Below are 20931 nucleotides of genomic sequence, written 5' to 3'. Positions count from 1 at the left end.
GCATGCGGACCCCGCGGCGCGACCTCACCACGCTCGGCTACCGGCGGATCATCCAGCTCCTCGTCTACCTGGTCATCGTCCCCGGCGTGCTCCTGTCGGGCGTCGGCTTCCTCCTCCTCGTGCTCGGCGAGGCCCAGTACAACCTCATCATGGGGATCCTGGTCCTCACGTTCTGCGGGACGCTCGCGACCGGGGTCATCCTCGTGTGGGTCTTCCTCCGGCGCGAGCGCAACCTGTCCGAGCTCCAGGCCGATTTCGTGTCCAAGGTCTCGCACGAGCTGCGCACGCCGCTCACGTCGATCCGGATGTTCACCGAGACGCTCAAGCTCCGGCGCGGCGACACGCACAGCGAGGATCGCTGCATCGACGCCCTCACCAAGGAGAGCGCCCGGCTCCAGCAGCTCATCGACCGGCTGCTCGACTGGGGGCGGATGGAGAGCGGCCGGCGCGTCTACGAGCTCTCGGAGCAGGACCTCGGGGTGGTCATCCACGAGGCGATCCACGCCTTCGAGCCGACCCGCGAGAAGCGCAGCGTCGAGCTCGACGTCTCCGTCGACGCGAACCTCCCGCCCGTGCTCTGCGATCGCAGCGCGCTCGTCGACGCCATCGTGAACCTGCTCTCGAACGCCTACAAGTACGGCGGTCAGCCGAGGAAGATCAGCGTCTCCGCCCATGGCAGCCACCGGTCCGCGCTGATCACCGTCCGCGACAACGGCAAGGGCATCGCCCGCAAGGAGCACAAGCGGATCTTCGAGAAGTTCTACCGGGTCGACGACCTCCTGGCCCGGCAGCAGGAAGGCTCCGGGCTCGGGCTGTCGATCGTCAAGCACGTCATCCGGGCGCACGGAGGCCGGATCCTCGTCGACAGCGAGCCTGGGAAGGGCAGCACCTTCACGCTCGTGCTCCCGCTCCGGGGCTCGACGAGGGCGAACGCCGCGGCGCGGCGGTCGGCGGGCGCCAAGGCGCCCCCCGAGACGGCGGATCACGGCGTCAGGGCGGACGCGTCGCCGTAAGCGCGGCCGCCTCCGGTCCGGACATGAACATGCTAGAGGACGTGCTCAGCATGACCCGGAACCCTCAAGCACCGGCCCGGACCGTCCTGCTCGTCGAGGACGATCCCAGCATCGCTATGGGTCTCGAGATGAACCTGACCGCCGAGGGCTACCGCGTCGAGGTGGCCGAGGACGGCGAGCGCGGGCTCGCGCTCGCCCGCGCGGGCGGGATCGACCTCATCATCATCGACGTGATGCTCCCGCGCCTGAACGGCTTCGAGCTCCTGCGCATCCTCCGGAACGAGCGGCGCACCCTGCCCGTGATCATGCTGTCCGCGCGCGGCGCCGAGATGGACAAGGTGATGGGCCTCGAGCTCGGCGCCGAGGACTACATCACGAAGCCGTTCAGCCTGGCCGAGCTGCTCGCCCGCGTGAAGGCGGTGCTCCGGCGCGACGCGATCGCGCGCGCGGACGGGGCGCAGCTGCGCGCCGGCGACATCGTGATCAACGCGGCGACGCGGGAGGTCCGCCGCGGCGAGGCGCTGATCGAGCTCACGGCGACCGAGTTCGACGTGCTGCTCTGCCTCGCCGAGGCCGGCGGCCGCGTGCTGTCCAGGGAGCAGATCCAGGCCAAGGTGTGGGGCCCGACGCACCACGGCACCCCGCGCACCATCGACAACTTCATCCTCCAGCTCCGCAACAAGCTGGAGGAGAACGCGACCGCGCCGCGCCACATCCTGACCGTGCGCGGCGTCGGCTACCGCTTCGTCCCCTGATCGCGGGCCTCGCCCGCCGCTCGGCGGGCCTCGCCCGCCGCATCGCGCCGACGAGGGCGCGCGCGGCCGGCGCGCGCCCTTCCGGGCAGAGCGCCCTTCCGGGCAGAGCGCCCGTCAGGGCGCCTGACAGAACTTGTTGATGTTGTCGACCAGCGGGTCTTCCTGCTTGATCGCCTTCTCGATCGCAGCCTGGGCGGTGTTGCTCTTCTCGGCGTCGTTCGCGTCCGCCGCGGTCGCGAGATCGCGCGCCGCCTTGGCGACGTCCTTCGCCATGGCCTGGTACTCGCCCGAGAACTTCTGCAGCTCCGGGGTGGTCAGCTTCACCTGCGCCGCGTCGGCCGCCACCTTGTCCATCGCATCGGCCATCGCCTTCAGCTCGCTCGACCCGCCCTGATCGGCGCCGGTCTTGGTGCCCTTCTCGATGCTCTGGACGCCCTTGTTGATGACCTCGATGAGCGCGTTGCACTCCGAGACCTTGTTCTGGCCGCAGCCGCCAGCGCCGGCGACGAGCCCGAGCGCGGCGACGAGCGCCGCGAGGGTGACCTGGGTGCGCATTCTGCTGTGTCTCCTCATGTGGTGAGCGAGGCCGGTCCGCCCATCCCTAAACGCCACGGCATGAACCCACATTTTGCGGGTATGTTTCAACATGGAATCGGCGTCCCGCGGCCCCGGGGGCCGCGCAGGTCATGCTCGAACCCGCCAGTTGCCCTGGAAAGTTCGGCCGATGTCGTCGGCTGTGGGATCCGTGATGATGAGCTCCGGCCGGCCGCCTTGCGCGAACACGATCGTGTTCTGCCGGAAGACGCGGCCGAAGGCGATCGCCTCGTCGCGGTCCATGCCGTGGACGAGCCAGGCCGGCTCGCGCCAGATGCCCTCCGGCTCCGCCTCGGATCCGACGCACGGCTCGACCCGGTAGCACCCGAGGATCAAGAGATCGCGGAGGACGTGGTGGCGCTGATCGTTGACCCGGCGGGGGATGAGCATCGAGCGCGGGTTGTAGGCGGTGAGCACGGCGAACTTGCGGGTCAGGAGCTCGGGGAGCCCGGCCTGATCCTGGACGATCTCGCCGTCGAGCGAGACGCGCAGCGTCCCCGCCGCCGTGGGGAACTCGTAGATGGTCGAGAAGTACGACCGGAGGAGCGTCTGATCCATCGTGAAGCGGTGGGTGTGAGGGGGCCGCGGCGCTCGGCGCACCGGGTGCGTCGCCTTGCAGAGGGGCCCATGGCGTGAGCGCCCGGGCCGCCGGGCGCGACGGCGGAGGGTTACCAGAGACGCGCGGCTCTGGCTACTCGCCGGCGTCTCGCGCCGCCGGCGGCGCGCCGGAGCCGGCGCGCGCTTCCCCTGCCCCGCCCGGTGCGCTAAGCGTTCCGCGCGATCGTCCGGCCCGCCCGCGCGCGCCGCGCCGGCCGCCCTGACCCCCTGCGCCCCGATGTCCCGATGATCGAGGTCGAGCACCTCTCCAAGTCCTACGGCGCCCACCTGGCGGTGAGCGACCTCTCTTTCCGGGTGAGCCAGGGCGAGATCGTCGGGTTCCTCGGGCCGAACGGGGCGGGCAAGAGCACGACCCTCCGCATCCTCGCGGGGTTCCTCGGCGCGACCTCCGGCCGGGTGCGGGTCGCCGGCCACGACATCGCCGAGGAGCCGATGCGCGCGCGGGCGTCGCTCGGGTACATGCCCGAGACGTCGCCGCTCTACCCGGAGATGCGCGTCTCGGAGTACCTCGCGTTCCGCGCCGAGCTGAAGCTCGTGCCGCGGCGCGCGCGCCGCGAGGCGGTCGCGCGCGCCCTCCGCGACGCGCGCGTCGAGGACGTCGCGAGCGTCATGATCGGCCACCTCTCGAAGGGCTACCGCCAGCGCGTCGGCCTCGCGGACGCGCTCGTCGGCGATCCGCCGCTGCTCATCCTGGACGAGCCGACGGCGGGCCTCGATCCGAACCAGATCCGCGAGGTGCGCGCGCTCGTCCGGAGGCTCGGCCGCGACCGCACGGTGCTCCTCTCGACGCACATCCTCTCCGAGGTCGAGGCGACGTGCACGCGCGCGATCGTGATCGCCCGCGGCAGGCTCGTCGCGGAGGGCTCGATCGAGGAGATCCGCGCGATGCGCCGCGCGTCCGGCGTGCGCGTCGCGGTGCGCGGCGCGGCGGACGCGGCGCTCGCGGCGGCGCGCGGCGCGGCGGGGGTGCGCTCGGCCGAGGCGGAGGCGGCCGGCGACGCGGCGCGGCTCACGGTCGAGTTCGACGCCGGCGCCGACCCGGGCGAGGCGACCGAGCGCCTCGTGAGCGCGCTCGTCGGCGCGGGCCTCGGCGTGCGCGAGCTCGTGCCCCAGGCCCCATCCCTGGAGCAGGTCTTCTCCGAGCTGACCGCCGCCGACGACGCGCAGGGCGGCGCCGGCGAGCCGGGCGCGGCCGCGGCGGGCGACGCCGGCGCGCCCGCTGGACGAGCGGCCCGGAAAAAGGCGAGCGCGGCGCGGCGCGGCGCGGTGAAGGAGCGGCGGTGAGGGGCTTCTGGCCGATCTTCAAGCGGGAGCTCTTCTCGCTCTTCGTGACGCCGCTCGCGTGGGTGCTGATCACCACGTTCCTGCTCGTGCAGGGCGTGCACTTCTTCCTGATCGCGACCCAGTTCGCGGGCGAGGCGGAGCTGTCCGCCGACACGGGGCCCGTGCAGGTCTTCTTCGGCCAGACGATCCTGATCTACCTGCCGCTGCTCTTCGTGTGCCCGCTGCTCACGATGCGCCTCTTCGCGGAGGAGCGCCGGAGCGGCACGATCGAGGCGCTCCTCACGGCGCCGGTGGGCTCCGCGGGCGTCGTGCTGGCGAAGTACGGCGCGGCGCTCGTGACGTACGTCGCGATGTGGGCGCCGACGCTGCTCTACGTGGTGCTCATCGCCAGGACGGGCGAGCTCGACTGGCGGGTCGTGGGGTCGAGCTACCTCGCCGTGGTGGCGGTCGGCGCCGGCTACCTCGCGATCGGGACGATGACGAGCGCGCTCACGAAGAGCCAGCTCATGGCCGCGGTGCTCAGCACGATGGCGGTGATGGGCCTGTTCATCCTCGGCATCGGGGAGTTCATCTTCCCGGACGGCCCGGCGCACGACCTCTGCTCCTACGTCTCGGTCTGGACGCAGATGAACGATTTCTCCCGCGGGATCGTCGACCTGCGCCGGCTCGTGTTCGACGCGACGGTGGTCGCGCTGCCGCTGTTCGTGACCGTGCGCGCGGTGGACGCGTGGAGGTGGGGCTGATGGGCGACGAGCGGCCCGATCCTGTTCCTCCGCCTTCGCGGGTCCCTCCGTCGACGCAGGTCGGGACCCCGCCTTCGCGGGTCCCTCCGTCGACGCAGGTCGGGACCCCGCCTTCGCGGGTCCCTTCGTCGACGCAGGTCGGGACTCCGCCTTCGCGGGTCCCTCCCGGCACCTCGCTCGGCGAGAAGCTCTCGACGAGCGTCGGGATCATCGCGGCGATGGTGCTCGCGGTGCTCGTCAACCTGCTCGTCGCCCGCCACTACAAGCGCTGGGACTGGACGCAGGGCGGCCTGTACACGCTGAGCGACGCGACCGTCTCGACGCTGCGCGCGCTCGAGGAGCCGATCCGCGTCTACGTCCTGCTCTCCGAGGCCGACCCCCTGACCCTCTCGGTGCGGCACCTGCTCGACGCGTACCGGGCCGAGACGACGCGGCTCGAGGTCGCGGTGACCGACCCCGACCGGCGCCCGGCGGAGTTCCTCGCCGTGCAGCAGCGCTACGGGGTCGTCGCGGGCAAGACCGAGGACGGGCGGATCGTCACCGACGCGGCGATCATCGTCGCGCGCGGGGACCGGCCCCATTTCCTCACCGCGAGCGACCTCGTCGAGGTCGAGGACGAGGACGACCTGCGGGCCCGCCCGCGGCTCGAGCAGGCGCTGACCGGCGCGATCCGGAGCGTCCTCCGCAGCGAGCGTCCGAAGGTCTGCTTCGCGAGCGGCCACGGCGAGAAGTCGATCGAGGTCGGCGGCGCCGGCGGGCTCGCGGCGCTCAAGGACCGGCTCAACAAGAACAACTACGAGGTCGTGGAGCTCGGCGGCGGCCGCGGCGGCCACGACCACGGCGACGACGAGGAGCCCGGCGCCGCGCAGGAGGCGCCGGCGCCCGAGGCCGATCTCGGCCGCTGCCGCGTGCTCGTCCTCGCCGAGCCGACCCAGCCGGTGCCCCCCGGCGACGTCGCCCGCTACCGCGCGTTCATCGAGAAGGGCGGCAGCGCGCTGCTCGCGATCGGCCCGGTGCCGGACGAGGGCGATCAGCGGTACGTCGACCTCGGGCTCGCGGGCCTGCTCGCCGTCGCGGGCGTCGAGCTCCGGTCCGACTTCGTGTTCGAGCTCGACCCGAAGCTCCGCTCGACGCAGGGCTTCGGCGAGACCTTCTCGCCCGTCGTGAGGCCGCACCCGATCACCGAGGGGCTCGTCAAGGCGGCCGATCAGGGGCTCGGCCCGGTGCTCACGGTGGCCAGCTCGCTCGCGCCCGCGGCGAGCGGGCCCGTGGCCCCGGCGCCGCTGCTCGTCACGAGCGACAAGGCCTTCGGCATGGTCGACTTCTTCGGCTGGGCCCGGGACCCGTCCGAGCCGAAGCCGCGCGACGGCGATCACCCGGGGCCGCTCACGGTCGCCTACGCCGCGGAGCTGCCGAAGCCCGCGGGCTCGAGCGCCGCGCACGGGCCGCGCGTCGTGGTGGTCAGCTCGCCCAGCGCGCTCTACGCCGCGAACTGGCAGAGCCCCGAGCTCCGCGGCACGGCCGTGTTCGTCGAGAGCGCGCTCTCCTGGCTCGCCGCGAGCCCGCCCATGCTCGACATCCCCGACAAGCCCGCGGTCACCGCGGGCCTCCGGCTCAGCGAGGACGCGCTCGCCGGCGTCTTCCGCTACGTCGTCGTCTACATGCCGCTCGCCGCGGCCCTCCTGGGCCTCGCCGTGCACCTCTCGCGGCGCAGCTCCGAGCGCCGCCCCGGCGGCCCCGACGACAGGCGCGGCCCCGGGTCCCCGGCCGGGCGCGGCGCGCCGGGCGGGACCGAGCGCGAAGGGGCGCCGTGATGCGGCGCCTCCGCCGGCACGCGACGACGCTGATCCTCGTCGCGCTCGCCGCCGCGGCGGCCGTCGCGCTCTTCGTGCTCGACCGGGGGGCGGTGTCCACCGACGAGGCCGAGCGCCGCAGGAAGCACCTGTTCGAGGCGTGGCGCCCCGACGAGATCACCGAGCTCACCGTGACGGTGGCGCCGCCCGGCGCGCCGCCCGCCGCGCAGCAGACCGCGCGGCTCACCCGCGGCGACGTCGACGACGCCGGCCAGCGCCCGTGGAGCGTCGAGATCGACGGCCAGCGCTACCCCGCCGACGAGCCCACGGTCGATCAGCTCCTCGGCACGCTCGAGTTCGCGACGGCGGAGCGCCGCGTCTCCGCGGAGGCGAGCGATCGCGCCGCCCTCGGCCTCGCGGCGCCCCGGCTCACGATCGCGCTCGCGATGGGCCCGCGCCGCGAGCGCCTGCTGCTCGGCGGCGGCGCCCCGACGCCGCCCGGCGCGGTCTACGCCGAGGTCGCCGGCCGCGGCGTCTTCGTCATCACGAAGCAGCTCGCCGCCGCCCTCGACGTGCCGCCGGATCGCTTCCGCACCCGGAGCTTCGTCCCCTACCTCCCGTCGGAGCTCTCGGGGCTCACGCTCGAGGGCGCGGGCGGCGCGCGGCGGTTCTCGCGGGCCCCGTGGGGCGGCGGCCGCGGCGCCGGCTTCCACTTCGCCGAGGGCTCGCCCGAGGGCAGCGGCGTCCGGGTCAGCGCGCCGGCGCTCGACCTCGTGCTCTCGGCGCTCGGCCGCATGCAGGCCGAGGCGTTCCTCTCCGTCGAGGAGGCCGAGCGGGCCGCGGCCTCCGGCGGCCCCCGGGTCACGCTGACGCTCCTGCCGAGCGATCCCTCGGCGAAGCCGGGCGTGATCGACGTCGGCGGCGCCTGCCCCGACAGGCCCGACCACGTCGTCGCGGTGCGGCGCGAGCCCACGCGCGCGGCCGCCTGCGTGCCCGCGAGCGTGCTCGAGCCGCTCACCGAGGAGGCGTCGCGCTTCGTGGACCTCGCCCTCGTCGCCGCGCCGCTCGACGAGGTCGCCGAGGTGAAGCTCTCGGTCGGCGAGCCCGGCGCGCGCTCGCTGGAGCTCGCGCGCGCCGGCAGCGAGTGGCACCTGCGCGCCCCGGAGGACCGCCCCGTCCCGACCGAGACGGGCCGCGCCCTCGTGCAGGCGATCCTCGACGCGCGCGCGGCGCGCCTCCTCCCCGCGGCGAGCGACCCGAAGGCGCTCGGCCTGGATCCGCCGCGGGCCACCCTCCGGGTCGTGTCGACGCCCGCGGCGGCCGGCGAGGGCGAGCCGCGGGAGCGGATCGAGACGCTCGAGATCGGCGCCGAGCAGGCCGGCGTGGTGCGCGTCCGGCGGCTCGAGGACGGCGCGATCGCCGAGCTCCCGGCCGCGGCCGCCGGCGCGCTCCTCCCCTCGGAGGTGTCGCTGCGCTCGATGGACGTGTTCGATTTCGCGCCGGATCAGGTCAGCGCGCTGCGGATCGAGCGCCCCGGCCTGGTCCAGCGGCTCCGCCGGACGGGCGAGGGCGCGTGGCAGCTCGTCGAGCCCACCGGCGCGGGCCTAGCGGCCGACGGCGAGCTCGCGGACGAGCTCGCCGCGCAGCTCGCCGGCCTCAAGGCCGAGCGCTGGGTCGCCGCGGACGCCGCCCAGGGCTACGGGCTCGCCGCGCCCCGGCTCGTCGTCGAGGCCGAGCTCACCGCCGCGGAGGGCGACGGCGCGTCCGGCGCGACGTCGCGCACCGCGCGGGTGGAGCTCGGCGCGCACGCCGGGGCGGGCTCGTTCGCGCGCGCTGGCGGCGGCGCCGCCGTGTTCGTCGCGCCGCCGTCGCTCGAGGCCGCGGCCGCGCGCCTGCTGCTCCGCCGCGACGTCTTCCTCGTCGCGCCCGAGGACGTCGCGCGGGTGACGCTGAGCCCGCGGGAGGGGAAGCCGGTCGTGCTCGAGGGCTCTCCGCACGGCTTCACCGTCGCGGGGGCGGCCGACCCGGCGAGCGCCGCCGCGACGGCCGCGCGCGTCCGGGACGCGCTCGCCGATCTGCGCGCCGAGGGCGCCGTGGCCCTGGGCTCGCCGGAGCGGCACCACGGCCTGAGCCCGCCGCGGCTCCGCGTCGCCATCGAGCTGGCCCGGCCGCAGCCCGCGCCGGCGGGCGCAGGCGGCGCGGGCGCGCCGCGCTCGTCCGAGGGGTCGTTCACGATCGCGATCGGCGCGGGCGACGCTTTCCGCGGCACGAACGTCTTCTATGCCCGTCGCGACGGCGTGGGCGCGGTCTACGCCATCGCGCAGTCCCGGGTAAGGCCGCTGCTCGAGGCGGCGGGCGTCGCGGGCGCGGACTGAGCGGCCCTGCTCGGCGGAGCGGACTGTTTCGTACTATTTCGTTCTGGCGACCCAGCTGTGCTAGGCGACGTGGTGGACATGGCGAAGGCGGACATGGCGAAGCGGCAGCGCCCGCTGACGGTCGACATTCCCCGTCCCGGCGACGAGCAGCCCGTCTGGTCGCGGGTCGGGGTGATCGCGCTCGTGGGGTTCGTCGTGGGCGTCGCCTGGCCCAGGCTCGCGGGGGTCCGCATCGGCCCGAGCGTCCCCGGCGATCTCAAGCCGACCGCCGAGACCGCAGCCGCGGCCGCGGCGCCCCCTCCCGCGGCGGCCGCGCCGGGGACCGCGGAGCCCGAGGCCAAGCCGCCGGAGCCCGCGAAGAACCAGCAGCAGGTCGTGGTCGGCCCTGGCCGGATCACGCGCTGCTCCGACAAGAAGAACAAGAAGATCGAGGACTGCGGAGAGCTCCAGTTCGACCCGATCGCGCTGCCCCGGCTGAAGGAGCTCGCCCAGTGTCCGGCGGCGCTCGGCGCCGACGGCAAGCTCCCGATCGGCTTCGAGCTGAACTTCGAGAAGAAAGAGGTCCAGGTCGTCAAGGGGAAGAAGACGAGCCTGCCCGCCTCGACGGTCAGCGGCATCCTCCAGTGCGCCGCGCGCGAGTTCTCGAACGTCTCGCTCGAGGAGGTCCCGCACAAGCACCGCCGCTACTCCCTCGTGTACACCGCCACGTTCCACCCGCCCGGCGCGGCCGCGGAGGCCGCGAAGGCGGAGGGCGGCGGCGAGGAGCAGGAGCAGGCGGCCGGCACGACCACGAGCGAGACCGCCGTGAGCGGCCTGGCGACGGTGAGCTGGGATACCGCGCTCGTCCGCGGGGCGCCCAAGGAGGGCGATGTGGTCATGCGCCTCGTGCGCGGGACGCGGGTCAAGCTCATTGGCCGGCAGAACGACTGGTACAAGGTCGAGCACCGGGGCAAGACCGGCTGGATGTACCGCGGCGCCATCGGCCTGTAGCCGCGCGCCGCGGGCGCTCCTCCGTGCGGGCGGCGTCGTCAGTCACGGATTCCGGACCTGCGGCCGGGCGAGCGCGCGTCGGTTCGCGTAGAATGGCCGCGTCCGATGACGCGCAAGCTGTCGCTCCCGCTGATTTCTCTGGGCCGACCCGAGCGCGCCGCGTCCGCCGCCGCGAAGCCAACGGTCGACGCGGTGCGCGAGCGCCTCGGCGGGCGCGCGTCGAGCGAGCCGGGCGTGGGCGAGCTGGTCCTGCTGACCACCGCCGCGGGCAAGGCGCTGCCGGGGGTGGTCCTCTTCCGGCGCGGCGCCGTGGTCGATGTGTGGATCGACGCTCCCGAGGCAACGATTTCCGCTCGGGACACATCTCAAGGCGCTCTTCCTGGGCGTTCCGCGCCCCATCGGGGCCTGGTTCGCCGGGCCCGTCCTTCGGACCTCGCGCCGTCGCGCGCCCCTTCCCCGGAGTCGCTCGTCGCCGTCGCTGCGGACGCGCGCGTCTTTGCCGCCCTGAGCGAGGGTCAGCGCATCCGGTTCCAGGACGGCGGCGATCTGGCCGAAGGCATGCTGGTCGAGAAATGCCGCTTCGGCGGGCTGGTACAGCGCGACGATGGGGTCATCGTCGGCGTCGGTTTCCGCCGTCTCTGGCCGGCGCAGGCCGAAGGCGCCCCGCGGAACTGACATGCTCTTGCGGGCGCGCCGGCTCCCCGTCGCGCCCGCGCGCAGCCACGTCCGGCTTGTACCTCCTCCGCGAACGCGATAAGAGGGGCGGCGTCATCGTAGCTCGCGCGCCGCGCGGCCAGGTTGGAGGAAACTGCCCTTGAAGCTCGCCCTCTCGTTCACGGTCGCCCTCGCGCTCGCCATGCTCGCGGGCTGTGGGACCTCTCCCTCGGGTCTGTGCGAAGACAAGTGCGATTGCACCGGATCGTGCAGCGAGAGAGACGAGGTGGAGTGTATCGACGCCCTCGAGGACGCCGAGCGGACCTCCGAGTACGAAGGCTGCGAGGACCAGTTCGACGAGGCGATCTCCTGCATCGACGACGAGTTCGTGTGCGACGGACGTGACGTCGATATCTCCGGATGCGCCCGGCCGCTGGAGAACCTCGGTGCGTGCGCCGGACCGCTCGTATCCCTCGCGGTTTACGCTCAGTTCGAGTGATCGGGCGCGGGCGCCGCGCGCGCCATACGCGGCCCGCGTAGCCCTTTCAGCCCACCACGACACGTCCCCCTCGCCGGAGGTGGACCGTCCTGCCGGGCGCGCCCCTTGCCGGGTGCGCCCGGCGCGTCGCTCGGCATCCGTTGATGCGCCCTCGCGTCGACTGCGACGCTGGCTGTAGAGCCCAGCGGGCAAGAGGTCTGCTGTGGAGGCCCTCTCGAGGGAGGATCGCCGGAGCGCCTGGCCGCGCGCCGGGGACGCGAGAGGGGCTATTCGCCGAGGTGGGTGCGGACCTTCATGAGCAGCGTATCGCTGTCAAAAGGCTTGATGAGGTAGTCGGTGCATCCGTTGGCGAAGCCGATCTTGATGCTCGTCTGATCGCTCCTCGTCGTCATCATGATGATCGGCACGGTCTTCGTCGCGTCGAACGCGCGGAGCCACCTGCAGGCCTGGAAGCCGTCCATCGCGGGCATCACGACGTCCATCAGGATGAGGTCGGGGCGCTCCGCCACGGCCTTCGCGATGGCCTCCTTGCCGTTGCGCGCGATGACGATGTCGTAGTCGTCCTCGCCGAGCGTCAGCTGCTGTGACAGCAGCGAAGTCAGCGAGTCGTCGACGACGAGGATCTTCTTCTTTCGAGCGGTCGCGCTGGGTTCACTACTTGGCGCGGACGGCCGGCTCCGCGGCGCCGAGTCGGAAGCGGAGGCCGTTTCCGGAGAGCTCTTTCGCGAGGAGTCGACACGACGATCGGCCATGAGGGAGCCTCCATGAGGAGGCGCCGTTCCCTAGGGCGCCTCCGGAGTGTTCAGGTTGCAACGAGTGGTCCCCCCGTCACCTTACCAGGATCGCTACCGCACAGGAACCAAGTTCCACTGTCACCTGATGTGGCCAAACCCGCGAAAGCACTCCTGAACCGTCCGCCGCGCCTCGCGCGGCGGATACGCGGCGCGCCAGCCGTTGAGACCGCCTGGCTCTCTGGACGAAAGGCCGAGTCGCTCAGGTGTCCACGACAACATCAACGCCGGGAAGCGCGGAGGCGCACGCAGGGGTGCGTGGAGGGGGCAGCGAGCGCTTGCTCGCCGAGACAAGAAAGAAAGGGTAGTGCCCAGGGACGGAATCGAACCGCCCACACGAGGATTTTCAATCCTCTGCTCTACCAACTGAGCTACCTGGGCTTGCTGCGGGCCCCGCGCTTACGCCGGGGCGTCGGTCACGGGCGGGCTACGTTACGTGGATGTGGGCGTATGTCAAGGAATTCTTTGGGCCGCCCCTCCCCCTTCCTGCGCGCGTCTCGTCGGAGGCCGAGGGAGCGCCGGCAGCTGGCGGCGGCCGGGGCGGCGCGCTCACCCCTCGGCGTCTTCCGCCGCCGAGCGTGGCGCGAGCTCATGCGCGGGCGCGGAGCGATCGACGAGCCGGAGGGCGGCCGCGAGCCAGGAGGCGCGCAGGTACGCGGCGGCCGCGAGCGCCGCGAGCTGCGCGGCGAACGCGGCGGCGACGCGCGGGCCGGTGCCGGCGCCGGCGAGGTGCACGCCCCACGCCCCGCCGGCGAGCGCCGCGGCGGCGAGCGCGCCCCGGGAAGCGCAGGCCCAGGCGGCCGCGAGCGGCGCGGCGCGCAGCGCGTCGAGGCCCCGGGCGACGGCGGTGTAGAACCCCCGCTGCTCGGCGACGAGGGCGGCCCGCGCGAGGTCGTGGAGCAGGCCGATCGCCGCGACGTGCGCCAGGGCGACCGCGGTGACGGCCGCCGCCGCGAGGTCGCGGCTGCGCGGCACGGAGAGGAGCGCGGCGCAGAGCTTCGTCCCGGGGAGCAGGACGAGCGCGGCGGCCGTGACCTGCGCCGCGAGCGCGACCCCCCAGAGCAGCGCGAGCGGCCCGAGGGCGCGCGCGGCGCGGCCGCCCACGGCCTGCGCGGAGAGCGGCCCCGCCTGGCTCAGCGCGGCCAGGAGCACCGCGAGCGGGACCAGCCCGAGCGCGGCGGCGAGCAGGGCGCCCGCGCCGAGCTGCGCGGCGAGGGCCCCGAGGGCGCGCGCCCCGAGGCGCACGAGCTCGCCGAGCATGAGCCCGCCGGGATCGAACAGGATCGCGTCGCCGCGCGGGTGGTCGCCGACCACCTGGGCCGCGAAGACGGACAGCGGCGCGGCGACGACCAGCGAGGCGAGCGCCCTGTAGCCGAAGTAGAGCCCGACCGCGCCGAGCCGCTCGTGCGCGGCGGGGCGCCGCGCGGCGGGCCGGGCGCGCGGCGGCTCGGCGCCTGCGGCCGCCGCCCCGCCCGGAACCGTCGCGCCCTCCTCCGCCGGCTCGCTCATGGCCCGAGGAGCGTGAGCGCGAGCCCCACGGCGAAGCTCGCGCGCGCGAGCACGCTGGGCGCGAGGAGGTCCGGGTCCACCCGGAGCGCGTTGTTCGCGAGGTCCTCGTCGAGCAGCACCCGGCGATCGGGGTCGATCACCACGGCGACGAGCGGCGAGGCGCCGGCGTAGGGGACCCTGGCGGTGCTCTCGTGCGCCTGCCAGAGGACGCGCTGCACGACGCCGTCCGCGCCGTGCAGGGCGACGTCGACGGGGAGCGCGAGCGGGCCGCGGCGCCGCACCACGGCGTGGCCGCGGTAGGCGGCGCGCTCGTGGCCGCCCTCGCCCGGGGCGGGCTCCGCGGCGTCGGCGGGCCACGAGTGGAACGTCGCGACCGCGTAGTCGACCCACGCGCGCTCGAAGAGCCCGGCGCGGAGCGCCTCGGCCGCCGGGTCGCCGACCTCCCGCCGCACGGCGTCGAGCAGCGCCTCGGGGCCGGGGTGACGGAAGCGGTTCTCGCGCGCGTAGCGGCCGACGGCCCGTCGGACGAGGTCCTCGCCGTAGACGCCGGCGAGGGTCGCGAGGAGGATCGCGGGCCGCCCGTACACGAGCCCGGCGTAGTCCGCGCCGTCGACGAAGCTCGTCGCCGGCTGCGCGACGGCGCCGCTCTGGCCCGACGCGAGCGCGTCGGCGCGGTACTGCGTCCGGAGGTCGATCTCGAGCCCCGGCAGGCGCGCCGCCGAGCTGTCGCCGTAGCGCGCGCGGAGCGCGTCGACCTCGGCGTAGGTGGTGAGGCCCTCGTCGAGGAACGGGTAACGGTGCTCGTTCGTGGCGACGAGGCCGTAGAACCACTGGTGCGCGAGCTCGTGGATCGTGACCGCCTCGACGAAGCGCACGCCCGCCGTGGGCCAGAGCCAGCTGCCGCCGGTCGTGATGAGCGTCGGGTACTCCATCCCGCCGGCCTCCTCGGCGCCCTCCGGCGGGTGCACGATCGTGAGCGTGCCGTACGGGTAGCGGCCGTAGGCCGCGCCGAGGTGCGCGAGGCCGAACCGGGCCAGGTCGATCTCGAGCGCCGCCTCGCGCTCGCTCCCCTCGGGGAAGAGGCACCGGATGGCGACGCCCTCGTCGGTCGTCGCGCGCAGCTCGCGGAAGCGGTCCCACGCGGCGAAGGCGAAGTCGTGCACGTCCTCCTGCACGAACCTCCGGATCGCGCGGCCGTCCCGCCGCTGCTCCTCGACGAGCCGGCCGGTGGCGCCGACCGTGAACCCGTCCGGGACGTCGACGGTCACGTCGTAGGCGCCGAAGTCGGCGTAGAACTCCGAGAGCCGGTGGAAGGCGAAGTGCGCCCAGGTCCCGTCGGGCTCGAGGCGCGCGATCTTCGGGAACCACTGCCCCACCATGTGAAAGCTCCCGTGGTGGCCCGTCCTGAGCGCGAGCGACGGCAGGCGCGCGTCCCAGGCGACATCGATCGTGATCGCATCGCCCGGAGCGACGGGCCGCGGCAGCGCCACGCGGATGTCGGTCTCGTCGTCGGGATCGCCGGGCGTCGTGGGGTTCCCCTGGGGCCAGACGTCCGCGCCGTCCATCTCGCGGACCGCGAACCGCGTCACCTGGATATGCCCGTAATCGCTGACGATTTCGTTGCCTCGAAAGCCCCCGATCTCCGACCTCAGGAACACGGTGCGCTGGTTCTTGAAGCCGTTCAGGTAGAGGTGGACGAACAGCTCGCGCCGCGGCTCGCGCGACGCGTTCCGCCAGACCAGCGTGCCCTCGCCGCGCATCGTGTGCTGCGCCGGATCGAGGGTCGCGCGCAGCGTGTAGCTCGCGATCGGATCGGCGCCCGGCGCGAGCTCGGCGTCGGCAGGAGGCGCCGACGGCGGCGGCGTCGCGCGGACGGCGTCCGCGGCGCCTGCGCCGGCGGTCGGCGGCTGCGCCGGAGCGCCGAGCGCGATCGCCGCGAGGAGGGACACGCCCGTGCGGCCGGCGAGCAGCGCGAGGAGGAGACCGACGGCGGCCTGGAGAGCCGTGCGCACCGGTGCACCCTAGCGAGCCAGCGTCATCGCGGAAAGGCGCGTCGGCGGGCGAGGCGGCCCGCTCGGCGCCGTTCGAGGCGAGGCGGGGACCTCAGGCGACGCCGGCGCCTACACGCCGCAGACGATCCCCTCCTGCACGAGCTCGTACAGGAGCCGCAAGGCCTCGAGCGTCTGCATGCCCGACACGTCGAGGATCTCGTCGATCGAGCTGTACCCGTCGATGCACGACAGCAAGAAGCCCGCGCGGTGATCGAGGTTCAGCGAGCGGAGCTGGTCCGGCGGCACCGCGAGGCGGAGCACGCGCGAGCCGTCGCCGAGGCGCGACTGGTACATCTGGCGCAGCATCTCGACGCAGCTGTCGGCGTACTGCCGCGCCATCCAGTCCTTCGGGTTCTCCTCGAGCAGCCCCTCCGCGAGGACGAGCGCCCCGCCGAAGTCGCCCTGATCGAAGCGGTGCTGCATCTGCTCCCGCGGCCCCGCGGCGCTCATCTGGGGCTCGGTCGCCCGGGAGTGAACCCCCTTGTCCACCCGCGCGACCCCCGCCGGCGCGCGATCCGTCTCGGTCCGGCGCGGCGGGCGCGCCCCGCCCTGCGCGTCGCCGGAGACCCGGTACGAGGTGGAGCCGGCGAGCGCGCCCGTCCCGCCGCGGAAGGCGGGCTCGTCGTCCTCCACGACCAGGCCGTAGCGGAGCGTGCCCGGCGGCGGCGTGACCGGCTGCTCGTCCGCGGCGGGGCTCGGCTCCTCGAAGCCGAGATCGAGCCGGAAATCGATGCCCAGCGGGCCGCCGTCGTCCGCGCCGTACCCGCGGCCCCGCGCGCTCGGGGGGAGGTGGACATCGCGCGCGTCGACCGGAGGGCCGCCGAAGACGTCGATCTCGCCGAAGCTGTGCGGGTACGGCTGGCTCGGCTCGCGCAGGAGATCGTCGTCGAGGTCCGGCCCGAGCTCGTGGTCGCCCTCGAGCGACCCGAAGCCCATCCGGCCGCCGGGCCGCGACGGGACCCCGGGCTCGTCGCACTCCAGCCCGAGCCGCCCGGCCTCCAGGCTGGGCGGGCCGTGCCTGCCCGAGAAGCTGCTGCCGGGCGGCGGCTCCCAGGGGATCGTCCGGCGCGGCGGCACCGGCGGGTACTCCTCCGGCGGGGGCTCGGGCGGGCGCGGCCGCTGGGCGGTGATCTCGGAGCTCGAATGAGAGCGGCGGGTCATCATCTTTGCCACGTACTCGCTGACGGGGATCGGCGGCGGGAGGGTGATCTTGCCCTCGGAGTCCGGCGGCAGGGGCGAGCCGGAGGGCGGGGTCGCCCCCAGGCGGGACGAGCCCGGCTCCCCGCGCGCGAGCGCGGCGAGCGCGAGGATCTCCTCCGAGGCGACCGGCTGGGTGTCCTCGAGCTCGTCCACCTCATCGTGCCCCCAGGAGGAGTCCAGGGTCTTGGAGTCAGGCGGCACCGACCGCATCGTCATCCCTCATCGCGGCCACCGTTCACCCCTGTGGCCTGGCTACGACACCCTTGAACATCCGGTGGGTGCGCGAGAGCGCCTCCATCTGCTCCTTGACCGCGGCCGCGTCGCGCCGGCCGATGGCCTGGCGCGAGCGCTCGACGATCCCGCGCGCCTTGCCGATGGCGTCGCGGCCGAAGTCGCTGGACGCCACGATCTGCTCGACCTGCGGGAACATCCGCTCGATCTCGGCGATGAGCTTCTCGGCCTCCTGCCGGACGCCCTCGAACTGGTCGCTCGCGCGGCGATCGACGAGGTACTCCTTCGCGGCCTCCATCATCTCGCCGACCTCCTCCTTCGTGAGGCCGCTCGATGCGGTGACCTGGATCGACTGCTGCTGGCCGGTCTCGAGATCCTTCGCGCTGACGGAGACGATGCCGTCGCTGTTGATCTCGAACGTCACCTCGATCTCGACCTGGCCCTTCGGGGCGCGGCGCAGGCCCGTGAGGATGAACTCGCCGAGCAGCTCGTTGTCCGTCGCCTTCTGGTGCTCGCCCTGCATGACCAGGATCTTCACCGCGGTCTGGTTGTCGCGGCTCGTCGTGAAGATCTTCGACCGGCTCGTGGGGACGGTCGTGTTCTGCGGGATGAGCTCCTCGAAGTTCGACCCGAAGGTCATGATGCCGAGCGCGTGCGGCGTGACGTCGAGCAGGATCATCTGCTTCGTCTCGTCCACGAGGGCGGCGCCCTGCACCGCCGCGCCGAGCGCGACCACCTCGTCGGGGTGCACCCCCTTGCACGGCTCGCGCTCGAAGAAGTCGCGCACGGCCTCCTGCACCCGCGGCATGCGCGTCATGCCGCCGACGAGCACGACGTCCTCGATCTCGTCGCGATCGAGCCGCGCGTCCTCGAGCGTCTGGCTGCAGATCTCGATGCACCGCTCGACGAGGTCCTCGCACAGGTCCTGGAGCGTGGCCCGCGAGAGCGTGCGCTGGAGGTGGAGCGCCTCGTTCCGCGCGCTCGAGATGATGAACGGCAGGTTGATCTCGGTCTCGAGCACGCTGGACAGCTCGCACTTCGCCTTCTCGGCGGCGTCCTTGAGCCGCTGGAGCGCCATCCTGTCCTGCCGCAGATCGACGTCGTGCTGCTCCTTGAAGCCCTGCACCAGCCAGTCGATGACCCGCGCGTCGAAATCCTCGCCGCCGAGAAACGTGTCGCCCGCGGTGGCGATGACCTTGAAGACCCCGCCGGCGCCGATCTCGAGCACGGAGATGTCGAAGGTGCCGCCGCCGAGGTCGAAGACGGCGATCGTCTTCTCGACGTTCTTGCCGAACCCGTACGCGAGCGCCGCCGCCGTCGGCTCGTTGACGATGCGGATGACGTCGAGCCCCGCGATTTGACCCGCGTCCTTCGTCGCCTGCCGCTGGTTGTCGTTGAAGTAGGCGGGGACGGTGATGACCGCCTTCGAGACCGGCTCGTTGAGGTAGTCCTCGGCGAACAGCTTCATCTCCTGGAGGACCATCGCGCTGATCTCGGGGACCGAGTACGTCTTGTCGCGCAGCTGGATGCGGACGTCGCCGTGCGGGCCCTCGACGATCTTGTACGAGGCTGTCAGGATCGCGTTCTTCACCTGCGGGGACGACCACTTCCGGCCGATCAGCCGCTTCGCGGCGTAGACCGTGTTCTCGGCGTTGGTGATCGCCTGCCGCTTCGCGATGTGCCCGCAGAGCCGCTTGCCGGCCTCGGTGATCGCGACCATGGACGGCGTCGTCTTGTATCCACCGCGATTCGGGATGACGGTCGGGACGCCCTCCTCGACGATGGCAACGCACGAGTTCGTGGTGCCAAGGTCAATGCCGATGACACGCTCCATCGATGCCGCTGCTCCTCTTGTGATCTTCGGCTTGTGATCTTCGGCCCGAACGGCCGCCGAGGTCACGATGCTAGACCGTTTCGCGGAGCCGAGCGGGCCAATCGTGCGCGGCCCGCTCCGGAAGGCGCCGCCGGCCCGACCCCGCCCGGCTGCGCCCGGCGGCGCTAGACTTGCTTCCCGTACCTCTTGGCCTGGTCGCGCGCCTGGGCGATGAGGCCGCGCAGCCTGGCGTCGTTCCCCGCGAGCTCGGCAGCGCGGTCGAACTCGCCGTTCGCGCTCTTCGCGAGCCCCGCGGCCGCGTACGAGAGCGCGAGCGTCAGCCGGTATTCCACCGAGGAGGGCACGAGCTCCACCGCCCGCCGCGCGAACTCCACCGCCCGCCGCGTATTCTCCCCGGCTTGGAGCGTCGCATAGGCGACCCGCTCGTGCGCGCCCGCGTCGTCGGGGCGACCGTTGCACACCTTCGCATAGCTCAGCGCCGCCTCGACCCAGCGCCCGTTCTGTGCCTCGTACTGGGCCTGCTTGAGGTAACCGTCCGCCAGCGCCACCGCGGCGAGGCGCTGCACGTCGGCCGACGCCTTCTGGAGCGCGTCGTCCTCTGGCGCGAGCGACGCGGCGATCCGGTACGCGTTGGCCGCGCTCGCGTAGTCGTTCCGCTCGAGCGCGGCCCGGGCCGCCTCGGAGTACCGCGCGATCTGGTTGCGGACGGCCTCGTTCCGGGCGGAATCGTAGCGCGCCTTGAGCGCATCGACCGCCCGCATCGACTCGGGCGAGCGGACGCCGCCCGGGGGCCTCGACACCGCCCCCGCGGCGGGCGCCGTGGCCACCGCCGCGGCGGGCGCCGTGATCGTCGCCGCAGACGCCGCGGCCGGCGCGCCCGCTGGACCGCGCCGCAGGCCTCCGGTGAGCTTGCGCGCGAACATCTCGCGCCGATCCTTCGCGCTGGCGGCGGGCGCGACGGGCGTGGTCGCCGCCGCGCTCCGCGCCGGCGCGCCCCCGGGGTCCGGCGCGATCACCGCCGCGCTCCGCGCCGGCCCGCCCGCGCGGTCCGGCGAGCTCGCCTCGGGGGACGGCTGCGCCGGCGCCGCTGCCCGGACGAACGCCGCGGCGGGGGCCTGCTCCGCGGGGGTCCGCTCGGAGGAGTAACGCCCGGGCGATCCGACCAGGTCGCGCGGATCGGCGAACGCGGCGCGCACCGAGGCGTCGACGGCGGTGGTGATCGTGGCGATGTCACGGGGCGTCTGCTCGATCAGCGCCGCCATCGCCCGGTTCTTGTGCGTCTGCTCGAGGTACGCGTCGTACTCGGCGCGCCGCTGCTTCGACGTCAGCGTGTCGTGCGCCAGCGTGATGCGCGTGAAGATCGCCTCGATCTTCTGCTTGTACGAGCCGAGCTGCTTGCGGAAGTAGGTGTCCGGATGGAACTCCGGCGCGAGCTGGTAATAAGCGCTCTTGATCTGCTTCTTGTCCGCCTGATCCGCGACGCCGAGCAGCGCGTAGTGGCTGAGATCCTCGAGCCGATAGTAGAGGTCGAGGATCCGCCGCTTCCGCTCCGGGGCGAGCTCGACCGGCTCGTCGAGCTCGGCAGGATCGTAGAGCGGCGGGGAGTCCGCCTGCTGGAGCGCGTCGCGGCCGAGCGGGAACGGCTCGCCGCCGGACGCCATCGGCCGCTCCGTGTCCGCCCCGCGCCGCGCACCGTCGGCCGCGCCCCGCTGCGGAGGCGGGCCTGACTCGCCGTCGAGGAGGATCGCGCCGAAATCGCGCAGGCGGCGGAGCGCATCGACGGTGTCGCCGTGCGACATGCCCGTGATCAGGGACAGATCCCGATCGGTCAGGACGCCGTCGATCCGCGACAGGAGGAACGCGTCCGCGGGTTTCAGCGGGAGCGATTTGACATCGTACCCGGGTTTCGGCCTTGGTACACGGAGCGTCATCGCGTCGGGCAGCGGCCCCCTCCGGTCGAGTCTAACGAGGAACGCTCGCCCGTCGCAATTGGAGAC

At 73.5% G+C, this 20931-nt stretch carries 17 protein-coding genes and 1 tRNA gene; 9 read left to right on the top strand and 9 right to left on the bottom strand.

All coding sequences use genetic code 11. From position 1 onward, the window contains the following. The first annotated feature begins 2 nt into the window (after nt 1-2). Both WME83_RS14565 and WME83_RS14560 read left to right on the top strand, forming a co-directional pair. Nucleotides 3-1013 carry a sensor histidine kinase gene (locus WME83_RS14565; protein WP_437319886.1) on the top strand — a complete coding sequence of 337 codons (1011 nt, stop codon included), beginning with the start codon at nt 3-5 and terminating at the stop codon, nt 1011-1013. Nucleotides 1014-1036: 23 nt separating this feature from the next. Beyond that, nucleotides 1037-1768 (top strand): response regulator transcription factor, encoded by a 732-nt coding sequence (locus tag WME83_RS14560; protein ID WP_437319885.1) that lies wholly within the window; start codon nt 1037-1039, stop codon nt 1766-1768. A 114-nt stretch (nt 1769-1882) separates the two neighbouring features. On the opposite strand, the gene WME83_RS14555 is transcribed toward WME83_RS14560, so the two are convergent. Continuing rightward, nucleotides 1883-2323, bottom strand: coding sequence for a hypothetical protein (locus WME83_RS14555; RefSeq protein ID WP_020734897.1), 441 nt, complete (start codon nt 2321-2323; stop codon nt 1883-1885). A 129-nt stretch (nt 2324-2452) separates the two neighbouring features. Next, nucleotides 2453-2920, bottom strand: coding sequence for a DUF3293 domain-containing protein (locus WME83_RS14550; RefSeq protein ID WP_020734896.1), 468 nt, complete (start codon nt 2918-2920; stop codon nt 2453-2455). Nucleotides 2921-3205: 285 nt separating this feature from the next. Here WME83_RS14550 and WME83_RS14545 point away from each other — a divergent pair, with 285 nt between their 5' ends. The 7 genes from WME83_RS14545 to WME83_RS14515 all read left to right on the top strand — a co-directional run bounded on the left by WME83_RS14545 (nt 3206) and on the right by WME83_RS14515 (nt 11318). Next, nucleotides 3206-4264 (top strand): ABC transporter ATP-binding protein, encoded by a 1059-nt coding sequence (locus WME83_RS14545; RefSeq protein ID WP_437319884.1) that lies wholly within the window; start codon nt 3206-3208, stop codon nt 4262-4264. After that, nucleotides 4261-5007 (top strand): ABC transporter permease, encoded by a 747-nt coding sequence (locus WME83_RS14540; protein WP_437319883.1) that lies wholly within the window; start codon nt 4261-4263, stop codon nt 5005-5007. The genes WME83_RS14545 and WME83_RS14540 overlap by 4 nt, the downstream gene beginning before the upstream one ends. Then, nucleotides 5007-6821 (top strand): GldG family protein, encoded by a 1815-nt coding sequence (locus tag WME83_RS14535; protein ID WP_437319882.1) that lies wholly within the window; start codon nt 5007-5009, stop codon nt 6819-6821. The genes WME83_RS14540 and WME83_RS14535 overlap by 1 nt, the downstream gene beginning before the upstream one ends. Next, complete coding sequence (locus tag WME83_RS14530) at nt 6821-9175, top strand: DUF4340 domain-containing protein (RefSeq protein WP_437319881.1); 2355 nt, start codon at nt 6821-6823, stop codon at nt 9173-9175. Before WME83_RS14535 ends, WME83_RS14530 begins: the two co-directional genes overlap by 1 nt. Before the next feature lie 78 nt (nt 9176-9253). Next, nucleotides 9254-10165 (top strand): SH3 domain-containing protein, encoded by a 912-nt coding sequence (locus WME83_RS14525; RefSeq protein ID WP_437319880.1) that lies wholly within the window; start codon nt 9254-9256, stop codon nt 10163-10165. 105 nt (nt 10166-10270) lie between these two features. Further along, nucleotides 10271-10840 (top strand): hypothetical protein, encoded by a 570-nt coding sequence (locus WME83_RS14520; RefSeq protein WP_437319879.1) that lies wholly within the window; start codon nt 10271-10273, stop codon nt 10838-10840. 139 nt (nt 10841-10979) lie between these two features. Beyond that, nucleotides 10980-11318 (top strand): hypothetical protein, encoded by a 339-nt coding sequence (locus WME83_RS14515; protein ID WP_437319878.1) that lies wholly within the window; start codon nt 10980-10982, stop codon nt 11316-11318. Between the two features lie 266 nt (nt 11319-11584). On the opposite strand, the gene WME83_RS14510 is transcribed toward WME83_RS14515, so the two are convergent. From WME83_RS14510 to WME83_RS14480, 7 genes are all read right to left on the bottom strand, one after another. Next, on the bottom strand, nt 11585-12070 hold the full coding sequence (locus WME83_RS14510) for a response regulator (protein ID WP_437319877.1): 486 nt from the start codon (nt 12068-12070) through the stop codon (nt 11585-11587). 347 nt (nt 12071-12417) lie between these two features. Then, a tRNA-Phe gene (locus WME83_RS14505) sits at nt 12418-12490 on the bottom strand. 168 nt (nt 12491-12658) lie between these two features. Next, nucleotides 12659-13618: a hypothetical protein gene (locus tag WME83_RS14500; RefSeq protein ID WP_437319876.1), complete on the bottom strand. Its 960-nt coding sequence runs from the start codon at nt 13616-13618 to the stop codon at nt 12659-12661. Continuing rightward, nucleotides 13615-15630: a M1 family metallopeptidase gene (locus WME83_RS14495; RefSeq protein WP_437319875.1), complete on the bottom strand. Its 2016-nt coding sequence runs from the start codon at nt 15628-15630 to the stop codon at nt 13615-13617. Before WME83_RS14495 ends, WME83_RS14500 begins: the two co-directional genes overlap by 4 nt. A gap of 108 nt (nt 15631-15738) precedes the next feature. Next, on the bottom strand, nt 15739-17070 hold the full coding sequence (locus tag WME83_RS14490) for a hypothetical protein (RefSeq protein WP_437319874.1): 1332 nt from the start codon (nt 17068-17070) through the stop codon (nt 15739-15741). 34 nt (nt 17071-17104) lie between these two features. Then, nucleotides 17105-18934: a molecular chaperone DnaK gene (gene dnaK / locus WME83_RS14485; protein ID WP_437319873.1), complete on the bottom strand. Its 1830-nt coding sequence runs from the start codon at nt 18932-18934 to the stop codon at nt 17105-17107. Nucleotides 18935-19098: 164 nt separating this feature from the next. Further along, entirely contained in the window at nt 19099-20865 is a 1767-nt protein-coding gene (locus tag WME83_RS14480) for a DnaJ domain-containing protein (protein ID WP_437319872.1), read from the bottom strand. Between the last annotated feature and the right edge of the window lie 66 nt (nt 20866-20931).

It is taken from the genome of Sorangium sp. So ce385, from assembly GCF_051474135.1.
In the GTDB taxonomy this organism is placed as follows: Bacteria; Myxococcota_A; Polyangia; order Polyangiales; family Polyangiaceae; genus Sorangium; species Sorangium cellulosum_D.
This window is presented reverse-complemented; position numbering and strand designations above follow the sequence as displayed.